The organism is Promicromonospora sp. NPDC057488 (assembly GCF_042802395.1).
Classification (GTDB): Bacteria; Actinomycetota; Actinomycetes; order Actinomycetales; family Cellulomonadaceae; genus Promicromonospora.
Map to the genome: position 1 here is coordinate 1 of NZ_JBHVEG010000076.1, position 18,015 is coordinate 18,015.

Here is an 18,015-nt window from a genome sequence, read left to right on the forward strand (position 1 = left end):
GTGCGCTGCGGCGCGCCGGGCCGCGGTCCGGGCCTCCAGCGCGCTCCGGAGAGCGGCCTGAAGCCGGTCGAGGTCCGCGAGCGGCCCCAGGTGCCCGAGCTTGCGCGGGTTGATAACCCCGCGGATGCCCGAGAGCAGACCGTCCGACACCTCGAACGACCAGGTGCCGATCAGGCCACCGCCCACGGCGTCGTCCGCCACGATGAGGAGACCCGGCTCGCCGCCCACGAGCGCGCGCTCGAAGTGGAGCGGCGCGCCCCGGCTGATGAAGGAAGCCAGCATGCGGGCGACCGTCACCCGTCCGGCGACCGGCCGGACGATCGACATGCCCTGCGGCACGTTCCCGCCGCCGTCGCCCGTGAGCACGACGTCCTCGGTCAGCAGCTCGAGGAACGAGTCCACCGCACCCTCCTCGCACGCGGCCAGGAACCGGGACACGAGCTGCTCGGCCCGAGCCCGGTCCGTGGTGCTGCGCGGTGAGGCGGTCTGGGTCTGTGTCTGTGTCTGCGTGGGTGCCTGTGCCTGTGCGTGGGCCCGTGTCCGGGTCTCCGTCGCGGCCGGGACGCGGGCCGGGGCGCTCGCCGCGATCCGGCGTCGGGCACGCGATGCCAGCTGCCGCGCCGCGACCTCGCTGGTGCCGATCACCCCGGCGGCCTCGCTGTGCGGAAAGCCGAGCACGTCGTGCAGCAGGAACGCCGCCCGCTCGGTGGGGGTGAGGGTCTCCAGCAGCACCAGGAACGCGGTCGAGAGGTCGTCGGCAAGCTCGGCGTGCCTCGCGACGTCGGGCGCGGGAACGCCCATCGCCACCGGGAGGTACGGCACCGCGCCGACCAGCGGCTCGGGCAGCCACTCACCCACGTACGACTCCCGCCGGACCCGCGCCGAGCGCAGCACGTCGATGGCGATCCGCGTGGTGACCGTGGTGACGAACGCGTCCGGGTTGCGCACGTCGGGTGCCTGGGAGACACGCGTCAGCGCCTCCTGCACCACGTCCTCCGCCTCGGCGACGCTGCCGAGCATCCGGTACGCCACCGTGAACGACAGCGGACGGAGGCGCTCCAGCGCGGCGTCGTCCAGGAACGACGCGCCGGGCTGGGGTGGGGCGGGCTGCGGCGGACCGGGCTGAGGCGCACCGGGCTGCTCCGTCTGCTGGGGCTCCGGTTCGTCCGTACCTGTCGGGCGGCCTGGCGAGGCCTGGGGATCCGTCATGCGGACATGCTCTCGCGTCATGCCCCCATGACGGGACAGCCGCGCGAAACGTGACAGCGGGATCGGGATCGGCGTCGTCCTCACGTCTGACGGGAGCTATTCGTGTTGCCCGCCCCGGTGCGGTCCGTACTCTTGCGCGCGTGAGAACAACCGCGCTCCTCGTGCGCTTTCTCCTTGAGCTCGCCCTGGCCGCCGCAGCCGGCTACGCCGCCTGGACCCTGGCCGACGGCGGATGGCGCGCCGCCGTCGTCCTGCTCGCGCCGGTCAGCGTCATCGCGCTCTGGGCGACGTTCCTCTCGCCGAAGGCTGTCGTGGCGATCCCGCCGTGGTCGCAGGTCCTCCTGGAGGCGATCCTCTTCGGCGGCGTCGGGTACCTGTGCTGGCTCGCCGGTGCCCACTTCGCCGGACCGGCGCTCGCGGTCCTGTGGGCCGTCGACCGGGTGGTGCTGTGGCTGACCCGCGGCACGCCCAGCGTCCTGGAGCCCGAGGGCGCAGCCCGGGAGCGCTGAGCCGGAACGCGCTGGGCCGGAACGCGTTGGGCCGGCGGGCGTCGTCAGCGCGACCGCATGGCATCGATCTCGTCGCGCCGGAACAGGACGAGGCGGTCCAGGACGTCGTCGGGCAGCGGGTTGTCCGGTGTGAACCGGACGGTGCCCTTCGACGTCGAGAAGCCGTCCAGGTCGGGTGCGAGCGCGTCGATCGCGGGCGGGCTGAACGGGTAGAGCCCGATGTGCTTCGCGGTGGCGCGCGCCGAGATGAGCGGGCTGCCGCGGTAGCGCAGGGCGGCCATGCCGTAGCTCATGCCCTCGTCGGCGTCAGGCACGAGCTCGAGTGCGCGGGTCCGCACGTGCTCGACGGCGTCCTTGGCCGGACCGTCCAGGCCGGCGATGTACTCGGTGAACTCGTCCATGACCACAGCCTCGCCAGGTCCGACGGGTTCCGCGAGGGCTGACGGCGCCCGGGTGCGCCCTGAGGCTGGTGGTTCCCGCGGCGACGACGTCGAAGAGTTATCCACAGATTTCAAATGTCCCTCGCGGTGCGTATGAATGTTCGAGACAATGGTGTCAGGCGAACGACGAGGGCAAGGGGGGTGGCATCGATGGAGTCGGCGAGCGGAGCGGGTCCGGAGGGTGTGCCCCCGACTGTTGGCGGTGCTGCTGGAGGTGCTGGAGGTGTTGGGGCGTCGTTGGAGGCCGTGCTGGACCGGATCGAGGCCGCGGTCGGGGAACTAGCCGACCTGATCGCCCCGGAGGTCCTCGAGGGTTGGGCCGCGCCGTCGATCACGAGGTTGATGCAGGCCCACACGCGGGTCCGCACAGTGACCGGCCGCCTGGAGGGTGTGCGTTTGACGGTGCTGTCTCGGATCGAGGACGACGGTTCCTGGCGCAGTGGCGGCATGTCCCGCACCTTCACGTCCTGGCTCCGCCTGCGTGAAGGGGTCGCGGCGTCCACGGCCCGCAAGGACGTGACGACCGCGCGGCGCCTGGCCCAGGCCCTGCCGGTGACGCGGGAGCGGCTGGTCGCGGGCACCCTGGGCGCGGATCATGCCCGCGTGATGAGCGAGGTCGCCCCGACGAGCCAGACGCGGCAGGACGCGTTGGCGTGGCTGGTCGATACCCGCACCGGCGAACCCACCACCCCGGAACAGTTCGTCCAGACCGTCGCGGTGGACCTACCGGACCCGTCCGAGGACCCGGACGGCACCCGCACCCGCGAGGCGATCACGAGCGTGCTGGAGACCGCGATCACGGACGGAACCCTGGTCACCGGTGAGGGCCTGGTCCTGCGCGAAGCAGGTGTGTTGAACGCGGACCAGTTCCGGGTCGTGGCGCGCCGGTTCGCGTCGGTGACCGACCCGGACACCGACGACGTGCAGGACGACAAGGCCGCCCAGGGCGAGTTCCTGGACGTGTCCAAGACCCTGGGCGGGTACCACGTGGCGGGCTTCCTGACCGACGAGCACGGCCTGCTGCTCTCCACGGCGGTCACCGCATTGATCGGTGCGCCGGCGGCGGGGGATGACCGGTCCCCGGGGCAGCGTCGCGCGCAGGGCCTGGCGGACCTGGCCCGCCTGACCCTGGACGCGAACCTGGTCTCCCCGGGTGCGGCGATCGCGCCGCACCTGAACGTGACGGTGTCCTGGTCGGAGCTGGTCACCCAGGTCACGCGGACCCGGGACGGGCTGTGTCTGTCCTGCGGGCAGGGCACCCCGGGACGGGGCGTCGCGCCGGCTCGGATCGCGGACGTCACCGCGACGACGGGTTCCGCCGCCGGCTTGTTGGGTTCGGGTGGTGCGGTCTTTACCGAGTCCGGTAGCCGGATCCCGCGCGGTCTGTTGCGCAGGCTGGCGTGTGACAGTGCGGTGACGCGGATCGTGTTCGGCCCCGATGGTGCGGTCCTGGATGTGGGACGCGCGCGGCGGACTGTCTCGGGGCAGATGCGTCGTGCGGTGATCGCCCGGGATGGGCATTGCGTCTTCCCGGGGTGTGATCAGCCGCCGTCGCGGTGCGAGGTGCATCACGCGGTCACGCACTGGGCCGATGGTGGCGACACGTCGGTGTCGAACAGTGCGTTGTTGTGCTGGTTCCATCATCAGCTGGTCGACACCCGGGGCATCACGATGCACTGGGCAGACAAACCCACCACCACGACAGCGGAGATGCTGCTGGAGACGGGGTGGGCCTTCACCGATGCCCGCGGGCACCGCATCGCCCTGCCCGAACCCCTCGAACCAAACCCGGGCTACAGCTTGCCCGACGACCCGACCGGCACACCACCGGCCGTAGCCGCATGAACCGCACACGCGGCCCGGCCGTAACCGCCGCTATCGAAGCCGCGGCTACGGCCGGTCGACGAGGTGCGCGCCGACGTCTGGAGCTCGGGTCTGTCTCTAGCCCACGACTGCCTGGACCGGCCGTCGCTGCACGGTGCTCGACATCCTTGCTCCAACACGCGCGTGGTTGGTCAGGGCGTCACGGCTCCCGACCGGACCTGCGTCCGTCCGGCCAGCGCCAAGGCTGCAGCAGCCAGCAGCCCCGTGAGCCCCAGCACGACCGCGTACGCGGGCAGGCCCGCGACGTCGTACAGAGCCCACAGCAGCGCGCCCGTGGCGGAGGACGCGATGGCGGCCGCGACGGCGTCGGCCACCTGGAGGGCCGACGAGGCCGACCCGTGCTCGTGCGGCGGCGCCAGCTCGAGCGTGAGGACCGACAGCGTCGGGTACACCAGGCCCATTCCGCTGCCCGAGAGCACCCAGAACGCCATCCCGACGCCCGCCGGCACGTCCGGCAGCACGAGCAGGGCCGCGCCGACCATGCCGAGGGCGAGCAGCCCGCCGCCCAGCCGTACGTATCCGGCGTGGCTCAGGTGGAGCAGGTTGCGTCCGCGCACCCACGACGCGCCGGACCAGCCGAGCGCCCCCACGGTGAGGATCAGTCCGGCGCCGCCGGGGCTCAGCTGCCGTTCGTGGACGAGGAGCAGCGGGAGCAGCACCTCGGCGCCCGTGAAGGCCGCCGACACCAATGCCCGCACCGACACGACGGCGGGCAGGCCGCGTCCCGCGCGCAGCACGGCCAGGGCCAGGTGCAGCGCGTGCGCCACGGGACGCTCGGCCTGATCGTTCCCGGGGTCCTGCGGCGCCGCACCGGTTTCGGCGGCACCCTCCCCGGCCGTGGGTCCCTCCCCGCGCGCGGCCGTCAGCCCCGGGCGCATCAGGATCGCCGCCGGGATCGTGAGCGCCGCGGCGCCGAGGAAGACCCAGCGCCAGCCCAGGTGGTCGACGACGAGCCCGGCCAGTCCCGGCCCCACGATCGCGGGGACCACCCACGCGGCGGCGAACGCCGAGAACACGGCGGGGCGTCGTTCGGCGGCGAACACGCGGGCCACCAGCACGTACAGCGCGACGCCGAACAGCCCGCTCCCGACACCCTGGACCGCGCGCCCCGCGATCAGGGCGCCCATCCCGGTCGCGGTCCCGGCCACGACGAGCCCGACGACGAAGAGCGCCACGCCGGTCCACATCGCCGGCGTCGGCCCGGTGCGGTCGCACCAGCGTCCCGCGGTGAGCATGCCGACCACGCTGGTGGCGAAGACCACGGCGAAGGCGAACGTGTAGTGCCGCAGCCCGTCCAGGTCGACGGCGATGGTGGGCATCGCCGTCGCCACGGCCAGGGCCTCGAACGCACCGAGGGAGCAGAGCGCGACCATCCCGATCAGCACGAGGCGCTGTCCGCCGGCACTCAGAGCGCCGGGCTGTGCGCCGTCCGGCGTGCCCGGCTGGGCGCCCGGCTCCGGGCCGAACTGTGTGCCCGGCTGCGAGGCCGGCTGTTCTGCTGACACCTCCGCGGTCACACCAGCACCACCTTGCCGGTGGTGCGGCGCTCCTCGAGCTCGCGGTGAGCTCGTGCGGCCTCCGCGAACGGCACGCGGTGCGTCGCCACCCGCCAGCGGCCCGACGCCGCCAGGGCCAGTGCGCGCTCCTGGTACGGCCGCTGGTCGCCCATCGGCGGCGCGTCCGGCCCGACGGCGTAGCGCACCTCGACGGGGGACTCGATCCGGTCGGCCTCCGCCCAGGACGTGTACCGGTTGGCCGTGCCGGAGGCCAAGCCGTACGCGACGAGCCGGCCGGGCGCCGTGCCCTGCCCTGCGCCCGGCACCGCGCCCGGCACCGCGCCCGGCACCGCGCCCTGCACCGCGCCCTGCACCGCGCCCGAGCCCGCACCGGCGCCGTCAGACCCGCGCAGCAGACTCGTCGCCGCCGTCCCGAGGTCTCCGCCCACGCCGTCGAACACGAGGGTCGCCCCGGAGGCACCGAGCGCCGCCCGTGCCTCGTCCAGCCAGCCGGGGGCGGAGTAGTCGACCAGGGTCAGCCGGTCGGTTCCGGGCCGCGCCTGAACATGCACCTGGCCCTGCAACTGGCCCTGCGCCTGGCCGTCGAGCAGCTCGCGCAGCACCCACAGCTTCGCTGCCCCGCCGGCGAGCGCGACGACGCGCGCGCCTGTGCGCAGCGCCTCCTGCACGAACAGCGTGCCGAGCCCGCCCGCGGCGCCGGTCACGACGACGACGTCGTCCGCCGTCACCGCCGCGATGTCGAGCGTGTAGACGGCCATCCGGCCGGTGCCGATCATCGTGATCGCGTCGGCCGGGTCGAGGGGAGTGCCATCGGCCCCGTCGGGCAGGGCGTGCAGCTTGTCCGCGCCGACGACGACGCGCCTGGCGTACCCGCCGCCGTCGGGCACCGGGCCGAGGTGCGCCGCCACGGGCCGGCCGACCCACGCGTCGTCGACCCCGGGGCCGACGGCGGCGACGGTGCCCGCGAGCTCCCGTCCGGGGACCGTCGGGAGGCTGGGCAGGGGGAGCGGCGGGCCCGCCTCGCCGCGCCGGAGGCTGGTGTCCAGGAGGTGCACCCCGTGCGCGACCGCGTCGACGAGCACCTCGCCGGGGCCGGGGGTGGGGTCCGGGATCTGCTCGAGCTGAAGGACCTCCGGCGGTCCGAAGGTGTGGTGTCTGATCGCGTCCATGCGCTCATCCTTTAACCTGAACCAAAGTTGAGGTCAACAGCCGGCACCCCGTCGGCCGCCGGGCCTTCGCACCAAGCCGAGCACCAAGCCCTGAGCACCAAGCCCTGAGCACCAAGCCCTGAGCACCAACGTAGTCGTGAGTCGTGGAGGCCAGACATGGAAGCGCCCAACCCCGCCGTCCCGTGGGACCGAGACGAGCTGACGGTCGGTGACCTCGCCACCCGGAGCGGCGTGGCGGTGTCCGCGCTGCACTTCTACGAGCGCAAGGGCCTGATCACGAGCCGGCGGACCTCCGGGAACCAGCGGCGGTACCGGCGCGAGACGCTGCGGCGGGTCGCGTTCATCCGGGTGTCCCAGCGGGTCGGGATCCCGCTCGCCGACATCGGCGCCGCGCTCGCCACCCTGCCCGGCGACCGGACGCCCACCGCCAAGGACTGGCGCCGCATCTCGCAGGCCTGGCACGACGACCTCGACGCGCGGATCGAGCAGCTGTCCCGGCTGCGCGACCACCTCACCGACTGCATCGGCTGCGGCTGTCTCTCGCTGCGCCGGTGCACGCTCACCAACCCGCACGACGAGCTCGCCGAGGCCGGGCCCGGTCCGCGCACCCTCCTGGTGGACGGGCTGGACCCGGACGGCGCCTGAGGCTCCGACGCGGTATTTCCTCGGCCCTGTGTCATGGGCACTGCGTCCTGGGCCCGGTGTCATCCGGTGTCGTGGGCCCTGTGTCCTGGGCCCTGTGTCAGTGGTCCCGGGTAGCGTGCGGCACGCCGGACGACGACCTGTCCGGACCTGCGCACGGGAACCGGTGCGCAGGAACTTGCGCGCAGCAGCCGAGGGAGACACGTGGGTACGTACTTCGAGTGGGTCGCCGACCTGGACGCGACCGAGGCCGAGGCTCCGGAGCTGGGGCGTCGGGTGGTGGACGCGCTCGTCGCGCGCGGGGTGCTGCTGCGGGAGGTCTCCGGGGCGGCTGCGCTCGGCGGCGTCGGTCACCTGCCGGGTCCCGCCTGGGCGGACACCGTGGCCACGTCCGTCTCGGGGGAGGCGCCGTGGGGCATGGCGGTGGGCACGGGTCGCGAGGTGTACGACGGCGGGCGGGGTGGCGTCGACGCCGTGACCTGTCCCAGGTGCGCGGTGCGCCGGTCGTTCTTCGGGCCGCCCGAGGAGTTCGGCCCCACCTGCTCGGACGAGGACGGGCTGGCCTGGTTCTTCGACGCGGCGGCCACCTGGCGCGACGGCGATGCGGCCGACCTGGAGTGCCGAACGTGCGGAGCCGCGGCCCCGGTGACGGAGTGGTCGGCCGACGACGCCGCCCTGGCCTGCCTCGGGTTCACGTTCTGGAGCTGGGACGAGCTGCGGCCCGAGGTGTACGACTGGATCGCCGAGGCGACGGGCGGGCACCGGATCGTGCACGGCAGCGGCAAGGTCTGAGCGGCAGGGGCAGGGGTCAGAGGCAGAGCGTGAGATACGACGGCACCCCGACCCGCTGACCACTAGGCTCGCGGCCATGGCTTCTGCACTGCCCAGCGTCCTGGTGCTCAACGGTCCCAATCTCGGCCGGCTCGGTGTTCGTGAGCCCGAGATCTACGGGCATGCCTCGATGGCCGACCTGAAGGTCGCCTCCGGGGAGTGGGGCGCGGAGCTGGGCCTGGCGGTCGAGGTGCGGCAGACGGACAACGAGTCCGAGATCGTCGGCTGGCTGCACGAGGCGGTCGACGCCGAGGCACACGTCGTGCTGAACCCCGCGGCGTTCACGCACTACTCGTACGCGCTGCGTGACGCCGCCGCGCAGGTCACCACGGCGGGGCTGCTGCTGGTCGAGGTGCACCTCTCGAACCCCGCGACGCGTGAGTCGTTCCGGCACTACTCGGTGGTGGCCGGGATCGCGACGGGCACGGTCGCGGGCTTCGGGTTCGACTCGTACCGGCTGGCGCTGTCGGCGATCGCGGCGAAGCTGACGGCGGGGAAGCCGGGGGAGTAGAGGCCCAGGGAGTGGGAGCTGGCGGAGTAGAAGCTGAGGGAGCAGTGCTCCGCGTTGATTCGTGGCAGTCAAGTTCTCAGGCTTAAGCAGTACTGATCAAGGCCATAGCCTTGAATCACATACCTCAAGTCTTTACACTTAAGCCATGATCGTGCTGACCATCGACCAGCGGGGCTCGACCTACGCGGACGACCGGGTCCCCGAGGTCCTCGCGGAGCTCGCGGACCTGACGCGCGGCCGCGACGGCGTCGTCGTGCGGTTCGAGCGCACGGTCGGCGACGAGGTGCAGGGCATCCTGGCGCCCGGTCGCGCGGGCGCGCAGCTCGCCGTCGACCTGACCCTGCACCTGCTGCGGGACCAGGGCTGGAGCGTCGGCATCGGCGTCGGCCAGGTCGAGGGTCCGCTGCCCGCGGTGTCGCGCGAGGCGCGGGGCTTTGCCTTCTACCGCGCCCGTGACGCCGTCGAGCGCGCCAAGACCCGCGGGCGGGGCACCTCGGTCGCCGTGGAGGGACCCCCGCCCGGGGCGGGGGACCTCGTGACCGCGGAGTCCGTGACCGCGGAGTCCGTGACCGCGGAGCCCGTGACCGCAGAGCCCGGCGAGACGTCCTCCGAGCCGTCCCGGCCCGACCTGGCCGCCGAGGTCGAGGCCCTGCTCCGCCTTCTCGCGGCGATTCGCGCGCGCCGTACTCCCCAAGGGTGGGAGGTCGCCGATACGCTCGCCTCGCTGGCGGACAAACCGGGACGACAAAGGATCGTCGCCCAGTCCTTGCACGTCAGTGAGCAGGCGGTGAGCCAGCGGGTCCGCGCGGCCCTCTGGCAGGAGGAGGAAGCGGTGCGACCGGTGGTGGTGCGGCTCCTCGCCGAGCTGAGCGGGTCGGTGGGCCCGGAGCCTGCCGAGCCTGCTGTCCGGAGCACCACGAAGAAGCGCGCCAAGAGCTGACGCGCAGAGCTGAGGGGAACGTCACGCCGTGACCTGGGAGATGCTGGACTACATCGACGGCTGGCAGTGGGTCGCCGCGATCGCGACCTGGTTGATCACGCTGGCGCTCAGCGTGATCGTGGGCTCCTGGGTGGTGCCGTGGGTGTTGCGCCGCGCCGGCCGGGGAGACCTCCCGTGGGCGCGCTACAAGCCGCCGGTGTACCCGCAGGCCCTGGAGGCCGGGGAAGGCGAGGGTGCCGCGGGCGAGGGCGCCGGGGGAGAAGGCGCCGGGGGTGAGGGTGCCGGCGAAGGCTCAGCAACCGCTGGCACCGAAGGCACCCCTGGCACCGACGGCACCGGGGGCACCGCCGAGAAGAGCTCCGGCTCCGACAGCGCCGCCGCCACGGGCGCGTCCGGCGCGATGCTCCCTGGTTCCGGCAAGTCTGGTGCCGGAAAGTCTGGTGCCGACAAGCCCGGCGCCGACAAGCCCGGCGCGAACCCCGCCGGACAGGTGCCCGACGGCGAGGAGTCGCCCACCGGCACGATGCACCCGGACGCCGTCGCGATCCTGCGCGGCGGGGCGTGGCTCGGCGTCCTGGAACGCCTGGCGATCACGGGGTCCCTCCTGGCCGGCTACCCGTACGGCATCGCGATCGTGATCGCCATCAAGGGCCTCGGGCGGTACGCGGAGCTGCGCGACCAGCCCGTCGCGTCGGAGCGGTTCGTCGTGGGTACGCTCGCCTCGTTGATCTGGTCGGTCGCCATCGGTCTGCTGGGACTCGTCGTGCTGAATGCGCTCGTCCTCTGACCGGTCCGGTAGACTTGACCGCTGCTGCTTGACACCTCGCTTGATCACCCCAGCCGCCGGCCTCTCGTCGGCGCGCCCCGGGGTACACCCTTCACCCGACACAGGAAGACGAACGTGGCTACCTCCAACGACATCAAGAACGGCACCGTGCTCCGCATCGACGGCAACCTCTGGTCCGTCATCGAGTTCCAGCATGTCAAGCCGGGCAAGGGTGGAGCGTTCGTCCGCACGAAGATGAAGAACGTGCTGTCCGGCAAGGTCGTCGACAAGACGTTCAACGCGGGCATCAAGGTCGAGACGGCCAACGTGGACCGCCGCGACTTCCAGTACCTGTACATGGACGGCGAGGACTTCGTCTTCATGGACAACGACACGTACGACCAGATCAACGTGTCGGCGGCGACCGTGGGTGACGCCAAGGACTACATGCTCGAGGGCATGAGCGTCATGCTCGCCTCGAACGACGGCACCCCGCTCTACATCGAGCTGCCGGCGTCCGTGGTCCTGGAGATCACCTACACCGAGCCGGGCCTGCAGGGCGACCGCTCCACGGGTGGCACCAAGCCGGCGACCCTCGAGACGGGCGCGGAGATCCAGGTCCCGCTGTTCCTCGAGCAGGGCGTCAAGGTCAAGGTCGACACCCGCACGGGCGACTACCTCGGTCGCGTCTCCGAGTGACCCACCTGCGGCGGGCCCGGAAGGGTCCGCCGCGCCGCAGCTCAGCCGCTGACATCAGTCGCTGAGAGTTCAGTCGCTGACAGTTCAGCCGCTGACAGTTCAGCAGTCGAGTTTCGTAGCAGAGAGAGACCATGGGCGCACGCACCAAGGCGCGCAAGCGCGCCGCCGACATCCTCTTCGAGGCGGAGCAGCGAGGCATCGACCCGCTGACGCTCCTCGCCGACCGTGTGGCCCGGCCGCACACCGAGGCGGCCGTGCCGCAGTACGCGGTCGACATCGTGGAGGGCGTGGTCGCGCACCGCGACCGCATCGACGAGGTGCTGGAGACCTACTCGCAGGGCTGGACGCTGGACCGGATGCCCGCCGTCGACCGCGCCCTGCTGCGGATCGGCTCCTGGGAAGTCCTCTTCAACGACGACGTGCCCGACGCCGTCGCGCTCGACGAGGCGGTCGACCTCGCGGGCGACCTGTCCACGGACGACTCCCCGGCCTTCGTGAACGGTCTGCTCGGCCGGGTCAAGGACCTGAAGCCGACCCTGCTGGCGTGAGCCGGCAAGCACGCCGGCCCATGGGCCTGTACGCACTGTGAGCACCGGTCCCGGTGCCGCACGGTTCGACGAGCGACGTCTGCTCGTCGCACTGTTCGGCGCCGGGACCGCTGCTTTCGCGCAGCTCTACGCGCCGCAGTCCGTCCTGCCCGACGCCGCCCGCGAGCTCGCGACGTCGGCCTCCGCGACGGCGCTGCTCGTCTCCACCGCGACCCTGGGCCTGGCCGTGGGCGTGCTGCCCTGGGCGTGGGTCGCCGACCGCATCGGGCGCGTCCGGGCGATGACCGTCGCCATGCTCGGTGCCACCACCCTCGGCCTCGCGGTGCCGTTCGCGTCGTCGTTCGAGCTGCTCGTGGCCGGGCGGGCCGTCGAGGGGCTGTTCGTCGCGGGCGTGCCCGCCGTCGCCATGGCCTACCTGACCGAGATGCTGATCGCCTCGGGTGCGGCGTCGGCGGTGCCCCGCGCGGCCGGGACGTACGTCGCGGGTACGTCGATGGGCGGGCTGCTCGGACGCATCGTCTCGGGCGGCGTCGCCGAGATGTTCGGCTGGCGGGCCGGCGTGGGCGCCGTCGCGGTGGCCTGCCTGGTCGCGACGGGCGTCTTCGTCTGGCTCGCGCCCCGGGACCGCGGGCCGCGGGCGGCGACGTTCGGGGGCACGACGGCGTCCGGCGGCGTCGCCGGGGATCGTGCCGACGCCACGGCCGCGGGGGACAGGGCCGGGGCCGGTCGCTTTCGTCGCCCCGGGCGGCTCCGGGCGCTGCTCAGCCCGCGCCTGCTCGTGCTGGACGCCCAGGGACTGCTGCTCATGGGCGGGTTCGTCGCGATCTACAACTACCTGGGCTTCCGGCTGGCCGCCGCCCCGTTCGGCCTGTCGCCGGGCGTGGTCAGCCTCGTGTTCCTCGCGTACCTGGCAGGCACGTGGTCGTCGGCCCGGACGGGGCTGCTCGTGGTGCGGCACGGGCGGCGTCGCGTGCTGATCGTCTCGACGGCGGTGATGGCGCTCGGCGTGGTGGCCACGCTGTCGGCCTGGCTGCCGCTCGTGCTGGCGGGGCTCGTCGTGCTGACCGCCGGTTTCTTCGGCGCGCACGCCGTGGCCAGCGGGTGGACGCCGGTCGCGGCCCCCGAGGCGCGCACCCAGGCGGCGGCCGTCTACAACCTCGCCTACTACGCGGGCTCCAGCCTGTTCGGCTGGCTCGGCGGGGTCGGCTTCGCGTTGGCGGGCTGGCCGGGCACGGTCGGGATGGTGCTGGCCCTGGTAGCGATCGCGGCGGGCCTGGCGACGGCGGTGCTGCGGGACTAGCGGTGCTGCGGGACTAGCGGTGCTGCGGGACCAGCGCTGCTGCAGGACTAGTTGCTGGGCCAGGACCAGCGGTTCTGCGTAGTCCCCGCGCGACAGTCCTCGTGCGATCTGATGCAACCAAAAGGTTGCGCATCTCCGGTCGAGAGTGCATCGTAGAAGTGCAACCAAATGGTTGCGTCAAGTCGCTCGTCGCTCCGGAGGACATCATGACCACCACTCAGCCCCGCGCCACCGTCGACGTCGCCGAGCGCTCGGTCACCCGCACCGTCCGGGTCGCGGCCGGCCCGGACGCCGTGTGGCGCGCCATCTCCGAGCCCGAGCACGTCGCCGGCTGGTTCGGGGACGGCTGCGAGACCGAGGACGGCGGCCCGCTCGCGTCCGGCACCAAGGGCCGGCTGCACTTCGAGGGCTACGGCTGGTTCGCCTTCGAGGTCACCCGGGTGGAGCAGGGCCGCGTGCTCGCCTACCGCTGGGGACAGTCCGCGGAGGACCCCGACCGGATGACCGAGGCCACGTTCACCCTGGAGCCCGACGGCGACGGCACCTACCTCACGGTGCACGAGACCGGCTTCACCGGCGCCACCGACGACGCCGTCCGCGCCGCGCTCGACGGCAACCGCGAGGGCTGGGACGTCGAGCTGGACGAGCTCGTCGCGTACGTCGAGTCGCGGTCGTGGTGACCGGCGCACCGGCTTCGGCTTCACCCGTCGCCGCGTTCGCGGCGCTCGGGGACGAGACCCGCTGGGCCGTGCTCGAGGCGCTGTCGGGCGGGGAGCCCGCAGGCGACGCCGTCGGCTCCGCCTCCGGCCTTACCGCCGCGGACCCCGGTTCCGGCCCGACCCCCGCCGACCCTGCTTCCGGCCTGACCGCCTCCGCCCTCGCCGCCCGGCTGCCGGTGACGCGGCAGGCGATCGCCAAGCATCTTGTCGTGCTGGAGGCCGCCGGGCTGGTCGAGTCGTGGTCCGTGGGCCGGGAGCGGCGCTACCGCGCCCTCGGCGCCGAGCTGACCGCGCTGGGCCGCCGGCTCGAGCGCATCGGGGACGCGTGGGAGGCCCGCCTGGGTCGCATCGCGGGTATCGCGGAGAAGCTGGAGCGCGACTGAGGTGCCGCACCGGCGCCGCGTGCGCCGGTGTGAGCAACGCCCCTTCCGGCGGGTCGTGACCTCGGCATCTCGCCCCGGTGGAGCGGGTTAAGGTGGTGGCTGTCAGACTCCCTTTAATCCCGTCCAGTGAGGCGGAGAAGGAGGTCGCCAGATGCATCCTGGCAGCCGCATGCCCGAATCCAGCACCACCCCTGGCAGCACCAGCGAGACCCCCGGCGAGACCCTCAGCGAGAGCCCCAGCACAGCCCCCGGCACCGCAGCCGCGCGGACCGTGCTCGGCGAGGCCGACATCGCCCGGGCGCTGACCCGCATCGCCCACGAGATCGTGGAGCGCAACAAGGGCGCCGCCGACCTGGTCCTCCTCGGCATCCCGACGCGCGGCGTCCAGCTCGCCGACCGGCTGGCCGAGCGGCTCGCGCAGATCGAGCCCGCCTTCAGTGGCGAGTACGGCACGCTCGACGTGACCATGTACCGCGACGACCTGCGCCGTCAGCCCACGCGCGCCGTCGGGCAGACGGTCCTGCCGGGCAGCCTGGACGGCACGATCGACGACAAGGTGGTCGTCCTCGTGGACGACGTCCTCTTCTCCGGCCGCACCATCCGCGCCGCGCTCGACGCCCTGAACGACCTCGGCCGCCCCCGCGTGGTCCAGCTCGCCGCGCTCGTCGACCGCGGCCACCGCGAGCTCCCGATCCGCGCCGACTACGTCGGCAAGAACCTGCCCACCTCGCGCAGCGAGCGCGTCCGGGTGCGGCTGGCCGACGTCGACGGGGGAGCCGACGCCGTCGTCATCAGCGGGGCGCCCACCACTCCCGCCAACGCCCCCAGCACCAACGCCCCCAGCACCGACGCCCCCAGCACCGACGCCCCCGGCACCGACGAGAGGAGCGCCCGGTGAAGCACCTCCTGACCACCCAGGGCCTGTCCAAGGACGACGCGATCCTGCTCCTGGACACCTCCGCGCAGATGGCCGCGACCCAGTCGCGCGAGAACAAGAAGCTGCCGACGCTGCGCGGCCGCACCGTGGTGAACCTGTTCTACGAGGACTCCACGCGCACCCGGATCTCGTTCGAGACGGCGGCCAAGCGGCTGTCGGCCGACGTCATCAACTTCTCGGCCAAGGGGTCGAGCGTCTCCAAGGGCGAGTCGCTCAAGGACACCGCCCTCACGCTGCACGCCATGGGCGCCGACGCCGTCGTGGTGCGGCACTGGGCCTCGGGCGCGGCGCACCAGCTCGCGCACGCCGGATGGCTCGACGCGGGCGTGCTCAACGCGGGCGACGGCATGCACCAGCACCCGACGCAGGCGCTGCTGGACGCGTTCACGATCCGCCGCCACCTGGTGGGCCGGGTGGGCGACGACGGGCGAGGCACCGACACCTCGGTCGGCGCCGACCTGGCCGGCCTGCGCATCGCGATCGTCGGCGACGTGCTGCACTCCCGCGTGGCCCGCTCGAACGTGTACCTGCTGCACACCCTCGGCGCCGAGGTCACCCTGGTCGCGCCGCCCACCCTCGTGCCGGTGGGCGTGGAGACCTGGCCGTGCCGCGTCTCGTACCACCTGGACGAGACGCTCGAGCAGTGGCAGCCGGATGCGGTCATGATGCTGCGGGTGCAGCGTGAGCGGATGTCGGGTGGTTCGGGGGCGTTCTTCCCGAGCCCCATGGAGTACAGCCGCAAGTTCGGGTTCGACGCCCGGCGGCTCGCGGTCCTCCCGGACCACGCGATCGTGATGCACCCCGGGCCGATGAACCGCGGCCTGGAGATCTCGGCGGCCGCCGCCGACCACCCCCGCTCCGTGATCGTGGAGCAGGTGGCCAACGGCGTCGCCGTCCGGATGGCCGCCCTGTACCTGCTGCTGTCCGGCGACATCACGAGCACCAGCACCAGCACGAGCGCCAGCACCAGCACCAGCACCAGCACGAGTTCCAGCACCGACGAGAGGACCGCCCTGTGAGCACCCCTTCAACCACGACCTACGTCCTGCGTGGGGTGCGTCCCTACGGCACGGACCCGGTCGACGTCGTGCTCGCGGACGGCGTGGTCGCCGCGCTGGGCGCGCCGGGAACGGTCGAGGTGCCCGAGGGTGCGCGGGAGATCCCGGCGGAGGGCGGCAGCGACGGAGCGGGGCTGGTGCTGCTGCCCGGCCTGGTCGACCTGCACACCCACCTGCGCGAGCCGGGCCGGGAGGACGCCGAGACGGTGTTCTCCGGCACCCGCGCCGCCGCCGCGGGCGGGTTCACCGCGGTGCACGCCATGGCCAACACGACGCCGACGCAGGACACCGCGGGCGTCGTCGAGCAGGTCTACCGGCTCGGCCAGGAGGCCGGCTGGGTGGACGTGCACCCCGTCGGCGCCGTCACGGTGGGCCTCGACGGCGAGAAGCTCGCCGAGCTGGGCGCCATGGCCGACTCCGCCGCCCGTGTCCGCGTCTTCTCCGACGACGGCAAGTGCGTGCACGACCCGGTCCTGATGCGCCGCGCGCTGGAGTACGTCAAGGCGTTCGACGGCGTCGTCGCCCAGCACGCGCAGGAGCCGCGGCTGACCGAGGGCGCGCAGATGAACGAGGGTGTCGTCTCCGCGCAGATCGGCCTGACGGGCTGGCCCGCGGTGGCCGAGGAGTCGATCATCGCCCGCGACGTGCTGCTGGCCGAGCACGTGGGCTCGCGCCTGCACGTGTGCCACCTGTCGACGGCAGGCTCCGTGGAGATCATCCGCTGGGCCAAGGGCCGCGGCATCGACGTCACCGCCGAGGTGACGCCGCACCACCTGGTGCTCACCGACGAGCTGGCCCGCGACTACGACCCGGTGTTCAAGGTGAACCCGCCGCTGCGCACCGCCGCCGACGTCGAGGCGGTCCGCGCCGGCCTGGCCGACGGCACGATCGACATCGTCGCCACCGACCACGCCCCGCACCCGGTCGAGGACAAGGACTGCGAGTGGTCCTCGGCGGCGTTCGGAATGACCGGGCTGGAGACCGCGCTGTCCGTGGTCCAGCAGACCATGGTCGACTCCGGCCGCATGACCTGGGCCGACGTCGCCCGCGTGCTGTCGCAGAACCCGGCCCGCATCGGCCGGATCGATGCCACGCAGGGCCGCCCGATCGCCGTCGGCGAGCCCGCCAACCTGACCCTCGTGGACGCGGGCGCCACCCGCGCGATCGACGGCCGCACCCAGGTCACGGCCAGCGACAACACCCCGTTCGGCGGGATGGAGCTGCCGGGCCGCGTCGTCGCGACGTTCCTGCGCGGACGCGCGACGGTCCTGGACGGGGCGGTCGTGGATCCCGCCAGCAACTCGCAGAACAACCGCTCCGATAACACAGCTCTGGAAGGAGCCGGCCGATGAAGATCCTCGCCGTAGTCCTGATGATCGCCCTGGCGATCTTCCTCGTGCTGTACGTGACCCTGATCGGCCGACGTCGGCTCGCCCAGCGCACCACGACCGTCGTCCCCGCGCCGCCGGTCGCGCCCACGGCTGACAGTCTCGGCGCCGTCCGCTTCGGTCCGCTGGAGGCCGTCTACGTCTCGACCACGCTGCACGGCGACTGGCTCGCCCGTGTGGGCGCGCACGGACTGGGCGACCGCGCGCACGCGGTCGTCTCCGTGCACGACCAGGGCGTCCTGATCGAGCGCGACGGCACCGCCGACCTGTGGCTCCCGGTGACCGAGATCCGCAGCACGGGCCTCGCCCCGGGCATGGCCGGCAAGTACGTCGGCACGGACGGGCTCGTCGTCGTCACCTGGGCCGTCCCGGAGGCCGACGGCGTGTCCGCGGCCCTGGTCGACACCGGCCTGCGCACGCGCCGCGCCGAGGACCGCGGCGGCCTGGTGGACGCCGTCCGCCACCTGCTCGCGGCCCAGCAGCCCGGCCAGCAGGCCCAGCACCACGAACAGCAGTACCCGCACCAGCAGTACCCGCACCAGCAGGAGGCCCGGTGACCATCCCG

Annotated in this window: 20 protein-coding genes; 16 read left to right on the plus strand and 4 right to left on the minus strand. The window is 73.0% G+C overall.

The window, feature by feature from the left end; genetic code table 11:
• On the minus strand, positions 1-1,209 hold a 1,209-nt coding region (locus ACFU5G_RS16370), incomplete at its 3' end, for a sigma-70 family RNA polymerase sigma factor (RefSeq protein ID WP_377246667.1).
• A 140-nt stretch (positions 1,210-1,349) separates the two neighbouring features.
• On the opposite strand from ACFU5G_RS16370, the gene ACFU5G_RS16375 reads away from it, so the two are divergent.
• On the plus strand, positions 1,350-1,718 hold the full coding sequence (locus ACFU5G_RS16375) for a DUF2568 domain-containing protein (protein WP_377246670.1): 369 nt from the start codon (positions 1,350-1,352) through the stop codon (positions 1,716-1,718).
• 44 nt (positions 1,719-1,762) lie between these two features.
• On the opposite strand, the gene ACFU5G_RS16380 is transcribed toward ACFU5G_RS16375, so the two are convergent.
• The gene (locus ACFU5G_RS16380) at positions 1,763-2,119 is read right to left on the minus strand and encodes an iron chaperone (RefSeq protein ID WP_377246673.1); all 357 of its coding nucleotides are present in this window, start codon (positions 2,117-2,119) and stop codon (positions 1,763-1,765) included.
• A gap of 114 nt (positions 2,120-2,233) precedes the next feature.
• On the opposite strand from ACFU5G_RS16380, the gene ACFU5G_RS16385 reads away from it, so the two are divergent.
• Positions 2,234-4,003: a DUF222 domain-containing protein gene (locus tag ACFU5G_RS16385; protein WP_377246676.1), complete on the plus strand. Its 1,770-nt coding sequence runs from the start codon at positions 2,234-2,236 to the stop codon at positions 4,001-4,003.
• Positions 4,004-4,173: 170 nt separating this feature from the next.
• Here ACFU5G_RS16385 and ACFU5G_RS16390 read toward each other — a convergent pair whose 3' ends face one another.
• Together ACFU5G_RS16390 and ACFU5G_RS16395 are read right to left on the minus strand one after the other, a co-directional pair.
• On the minus strand, positions 4,174-5,559 hold the full coding sequence (locus ACFU5G_RS16390) for an MFS transporter (protein ID WP_377246679.1): 1,386 nt from the start codon (positions 5,557-5,559) through the stop codon (positions 4,174-4,176).
• Positions 5,556-6,728, minus strand: a complete 1,173-nt coding sequence (locus ACFU5G_RS16395; protein ID WP_377246682.1) for an alcohol dehydrogenase catalytic domain-containing protein — start codon at positions 6,726-6,728, stop codon at positions 5,556-5,558. The genes ACFU5G_RS16390 and ACFU5G_RS16395 overlap by 4 nt, the downstream gene beginning before the upstream one ends.
• Positions 6,729-6,884: 156 nt before the next feature.
• Here ACFU5G_RS16395 and soxR point away from each other — a divergent pair, with 156 nt between their 5' ends.
• From soxR to ACFU5G_RS16465, 14 genes are all read left to right on the plus strand, one after another.
• Positions 6,885-7,373: a redox-sensitive transcriptional activator SoxR gene (gene soxR / locus ACFU5G_RS16400; protein ID WP_377246685.1), complete on the plus strand. Its 489-nt coding sequence runs from the start codon at positions 6,885-6,887 to the stop codon at positions 7,371-7,373.
• Positions 7,374-7,574: 201 nt separating this feature from the next.
• Positions 7,575-8,162 carry a hypothetical protein gene (locus tag ACFU5G_RS16405; protein ID WP_377246688.1) on the plus strand — a complete coding sequence of 196 codons (588 nt, stop codon included), beginning with the start codon at positions 7,575-7,577 and terminating at the stop codon, positions 8,160-8,162.
• Between the two features lie 76 nt (positions 8,163-8,238).
• Positions 8,239-8,712 carry a type II 3-dehydroquinate dehydratase gene (locus ACFU5G_RS16410; protein ID WP_377246691.1) on the plus strand — a complete coding sequence of 158 codons (474 nt, stop codon included), beginning with the start codon at positions 8,239-8,241 and terminating at the stop codon, positions 8,710-8,712.
• Positions 8,713-8,857: 145 nt separating this feature from the next.
• Positions 8,858-9,652: a hypothetical protein gene (locus ACFU5G_RS16415; protein WP_377246694.1), complete on the plus strand. Its 795-nt coding sequence runs from the start codon at positions 8,858-8,860 to the stop codon at positions 9,650-9,652.
• 28 nt (positions 9,653-9,680) lie between these two features.
• Positions 9,681-10,439 carry a hypothetical protein gene (locus ACFU5G_RS16420; RefSeq protein WP_377246697.1) on the plus strand — a complete coding sequence of 253 codons (759 nt, stop codon included), beginning with the start codon at positions 9,681-9,683 and terminating at the stop codon, positions 10,437-10,439.
• Positions 10,440-10,553: 114 nt separating this feature from the next.
• Positions 10,554-11,117, plus strand: a complete 564-nt coding sequence (gene efp / locus ACFU5G_RS16425; RefSeq protein WP_020015415.1) for an elongation factor P — start codon at positions 10,554-10,556, stop codon at positions 11,115-11,117.
• A 131-nt stretch (positions 11,118-11,248) separates the two neighbouring features.
• On the plus strand, positions 11,249-11,665 hold the full coding sequence (nusB, locus tag ACFU5G_RS16430; protein WP_377246700.1) for a transcription antitermination factor NusB: 417 nt from the start codon (positions 11,249-11,251) through the stop codon (positions 11,663-11,665).
• Between the two features lie 37 nt (positions 11,666-11,702).
• Entirely contained in the window at positions 11,703-12,965 is a 1,263-nt protein-coding gene (locus ACFU5G_RS16435; protein WP_377246703.1) for an MFS transporter, read from the plus strand.
• A 206-nt stretch (positions 12,966-13,171) separates the two neighbouring features.
• Positions 13,172-13,645: an SRPBCC domain-containing protein gene (locus ACFU5G_RS16440; RefSeq protein WP_377246706.1), complete on the plus strand. Its 474-nt coding sequence runs from the start codon at positions 13,172-13,174 to the stop codon at positions 13,643-13,645.
• Positions 13,639-14,067, plus strand: coding sequence for an ArsR/SmtB family transcription factor (locus ACFU5G_RS16445; protein ID WP_377246709.1), 429 nt, complete (start codon positions 13,639-13,641; stop codon positions 14,065-14,067). Before ACFU5G_RS16440 ends, ACFU5G_RS16445 begins: the two co-directional genes overlap by 7 nt.
• Before the next feature lie 169 nt (positions 14,068-14,236).
• Complete coding sequence (gene pyrR, locus ACFU5G_RS16450) at positions 14,237-14,965, plus strand: bifunctional pyr operon transcriptional regulator/uracil phosphoribosyltransferase PyrR (RefSeq protein WP_377246712.1); 729 nt, start codon at positions 14,237-14,239, stop codon at positions 14,963-14,965.
• A complete protein-coding gene (locus ACFU5G_RS16455) occupies positions 14,962-16,023 on the plus strand; it encodes an aspartate carbamoyltransferase catalytic subunit (protein ID WP_377246715.1) in 1,062 nt (353 codons plus the stop codon). The genes pyrR and ACFU5G_RS16455 overlap by 4 nt, the downstream gene beginning before the upstream one ends.
• Positions 16,020-17,414: a dihydroorotase gene (locus ACFU5G_RS16460; RefSeq protein ID WP_377246718.1), complete on the plus strand. Its 1,395-nt coding sequence runs from the start codon at positions 16,020-16,022 to the stop codon at positions 17,412-17,414. The genes ACFU5G_RS16455 and ACFU5G_RS16460 overlap by 4 nt, the downstream gene beginning before the upstream one ends.
• On the plus strand, positions 17,411-18,007 hold the full coding sequence (locus ACFU5G_RS16465) for a hypothetical protein (protein WP_377246721.1): 597 nt from the start codon (positions 17,411-17,413) through the stop codon (positions 18,005-18,007). The genes ACFU5G_RS16460 and ACFU5G_RS16465 overlap by 4 nt, the downstream gene beginning before the upstream one ends.
• Positions 18,008-18,015 lie beyond the last annotated feature (8 nt).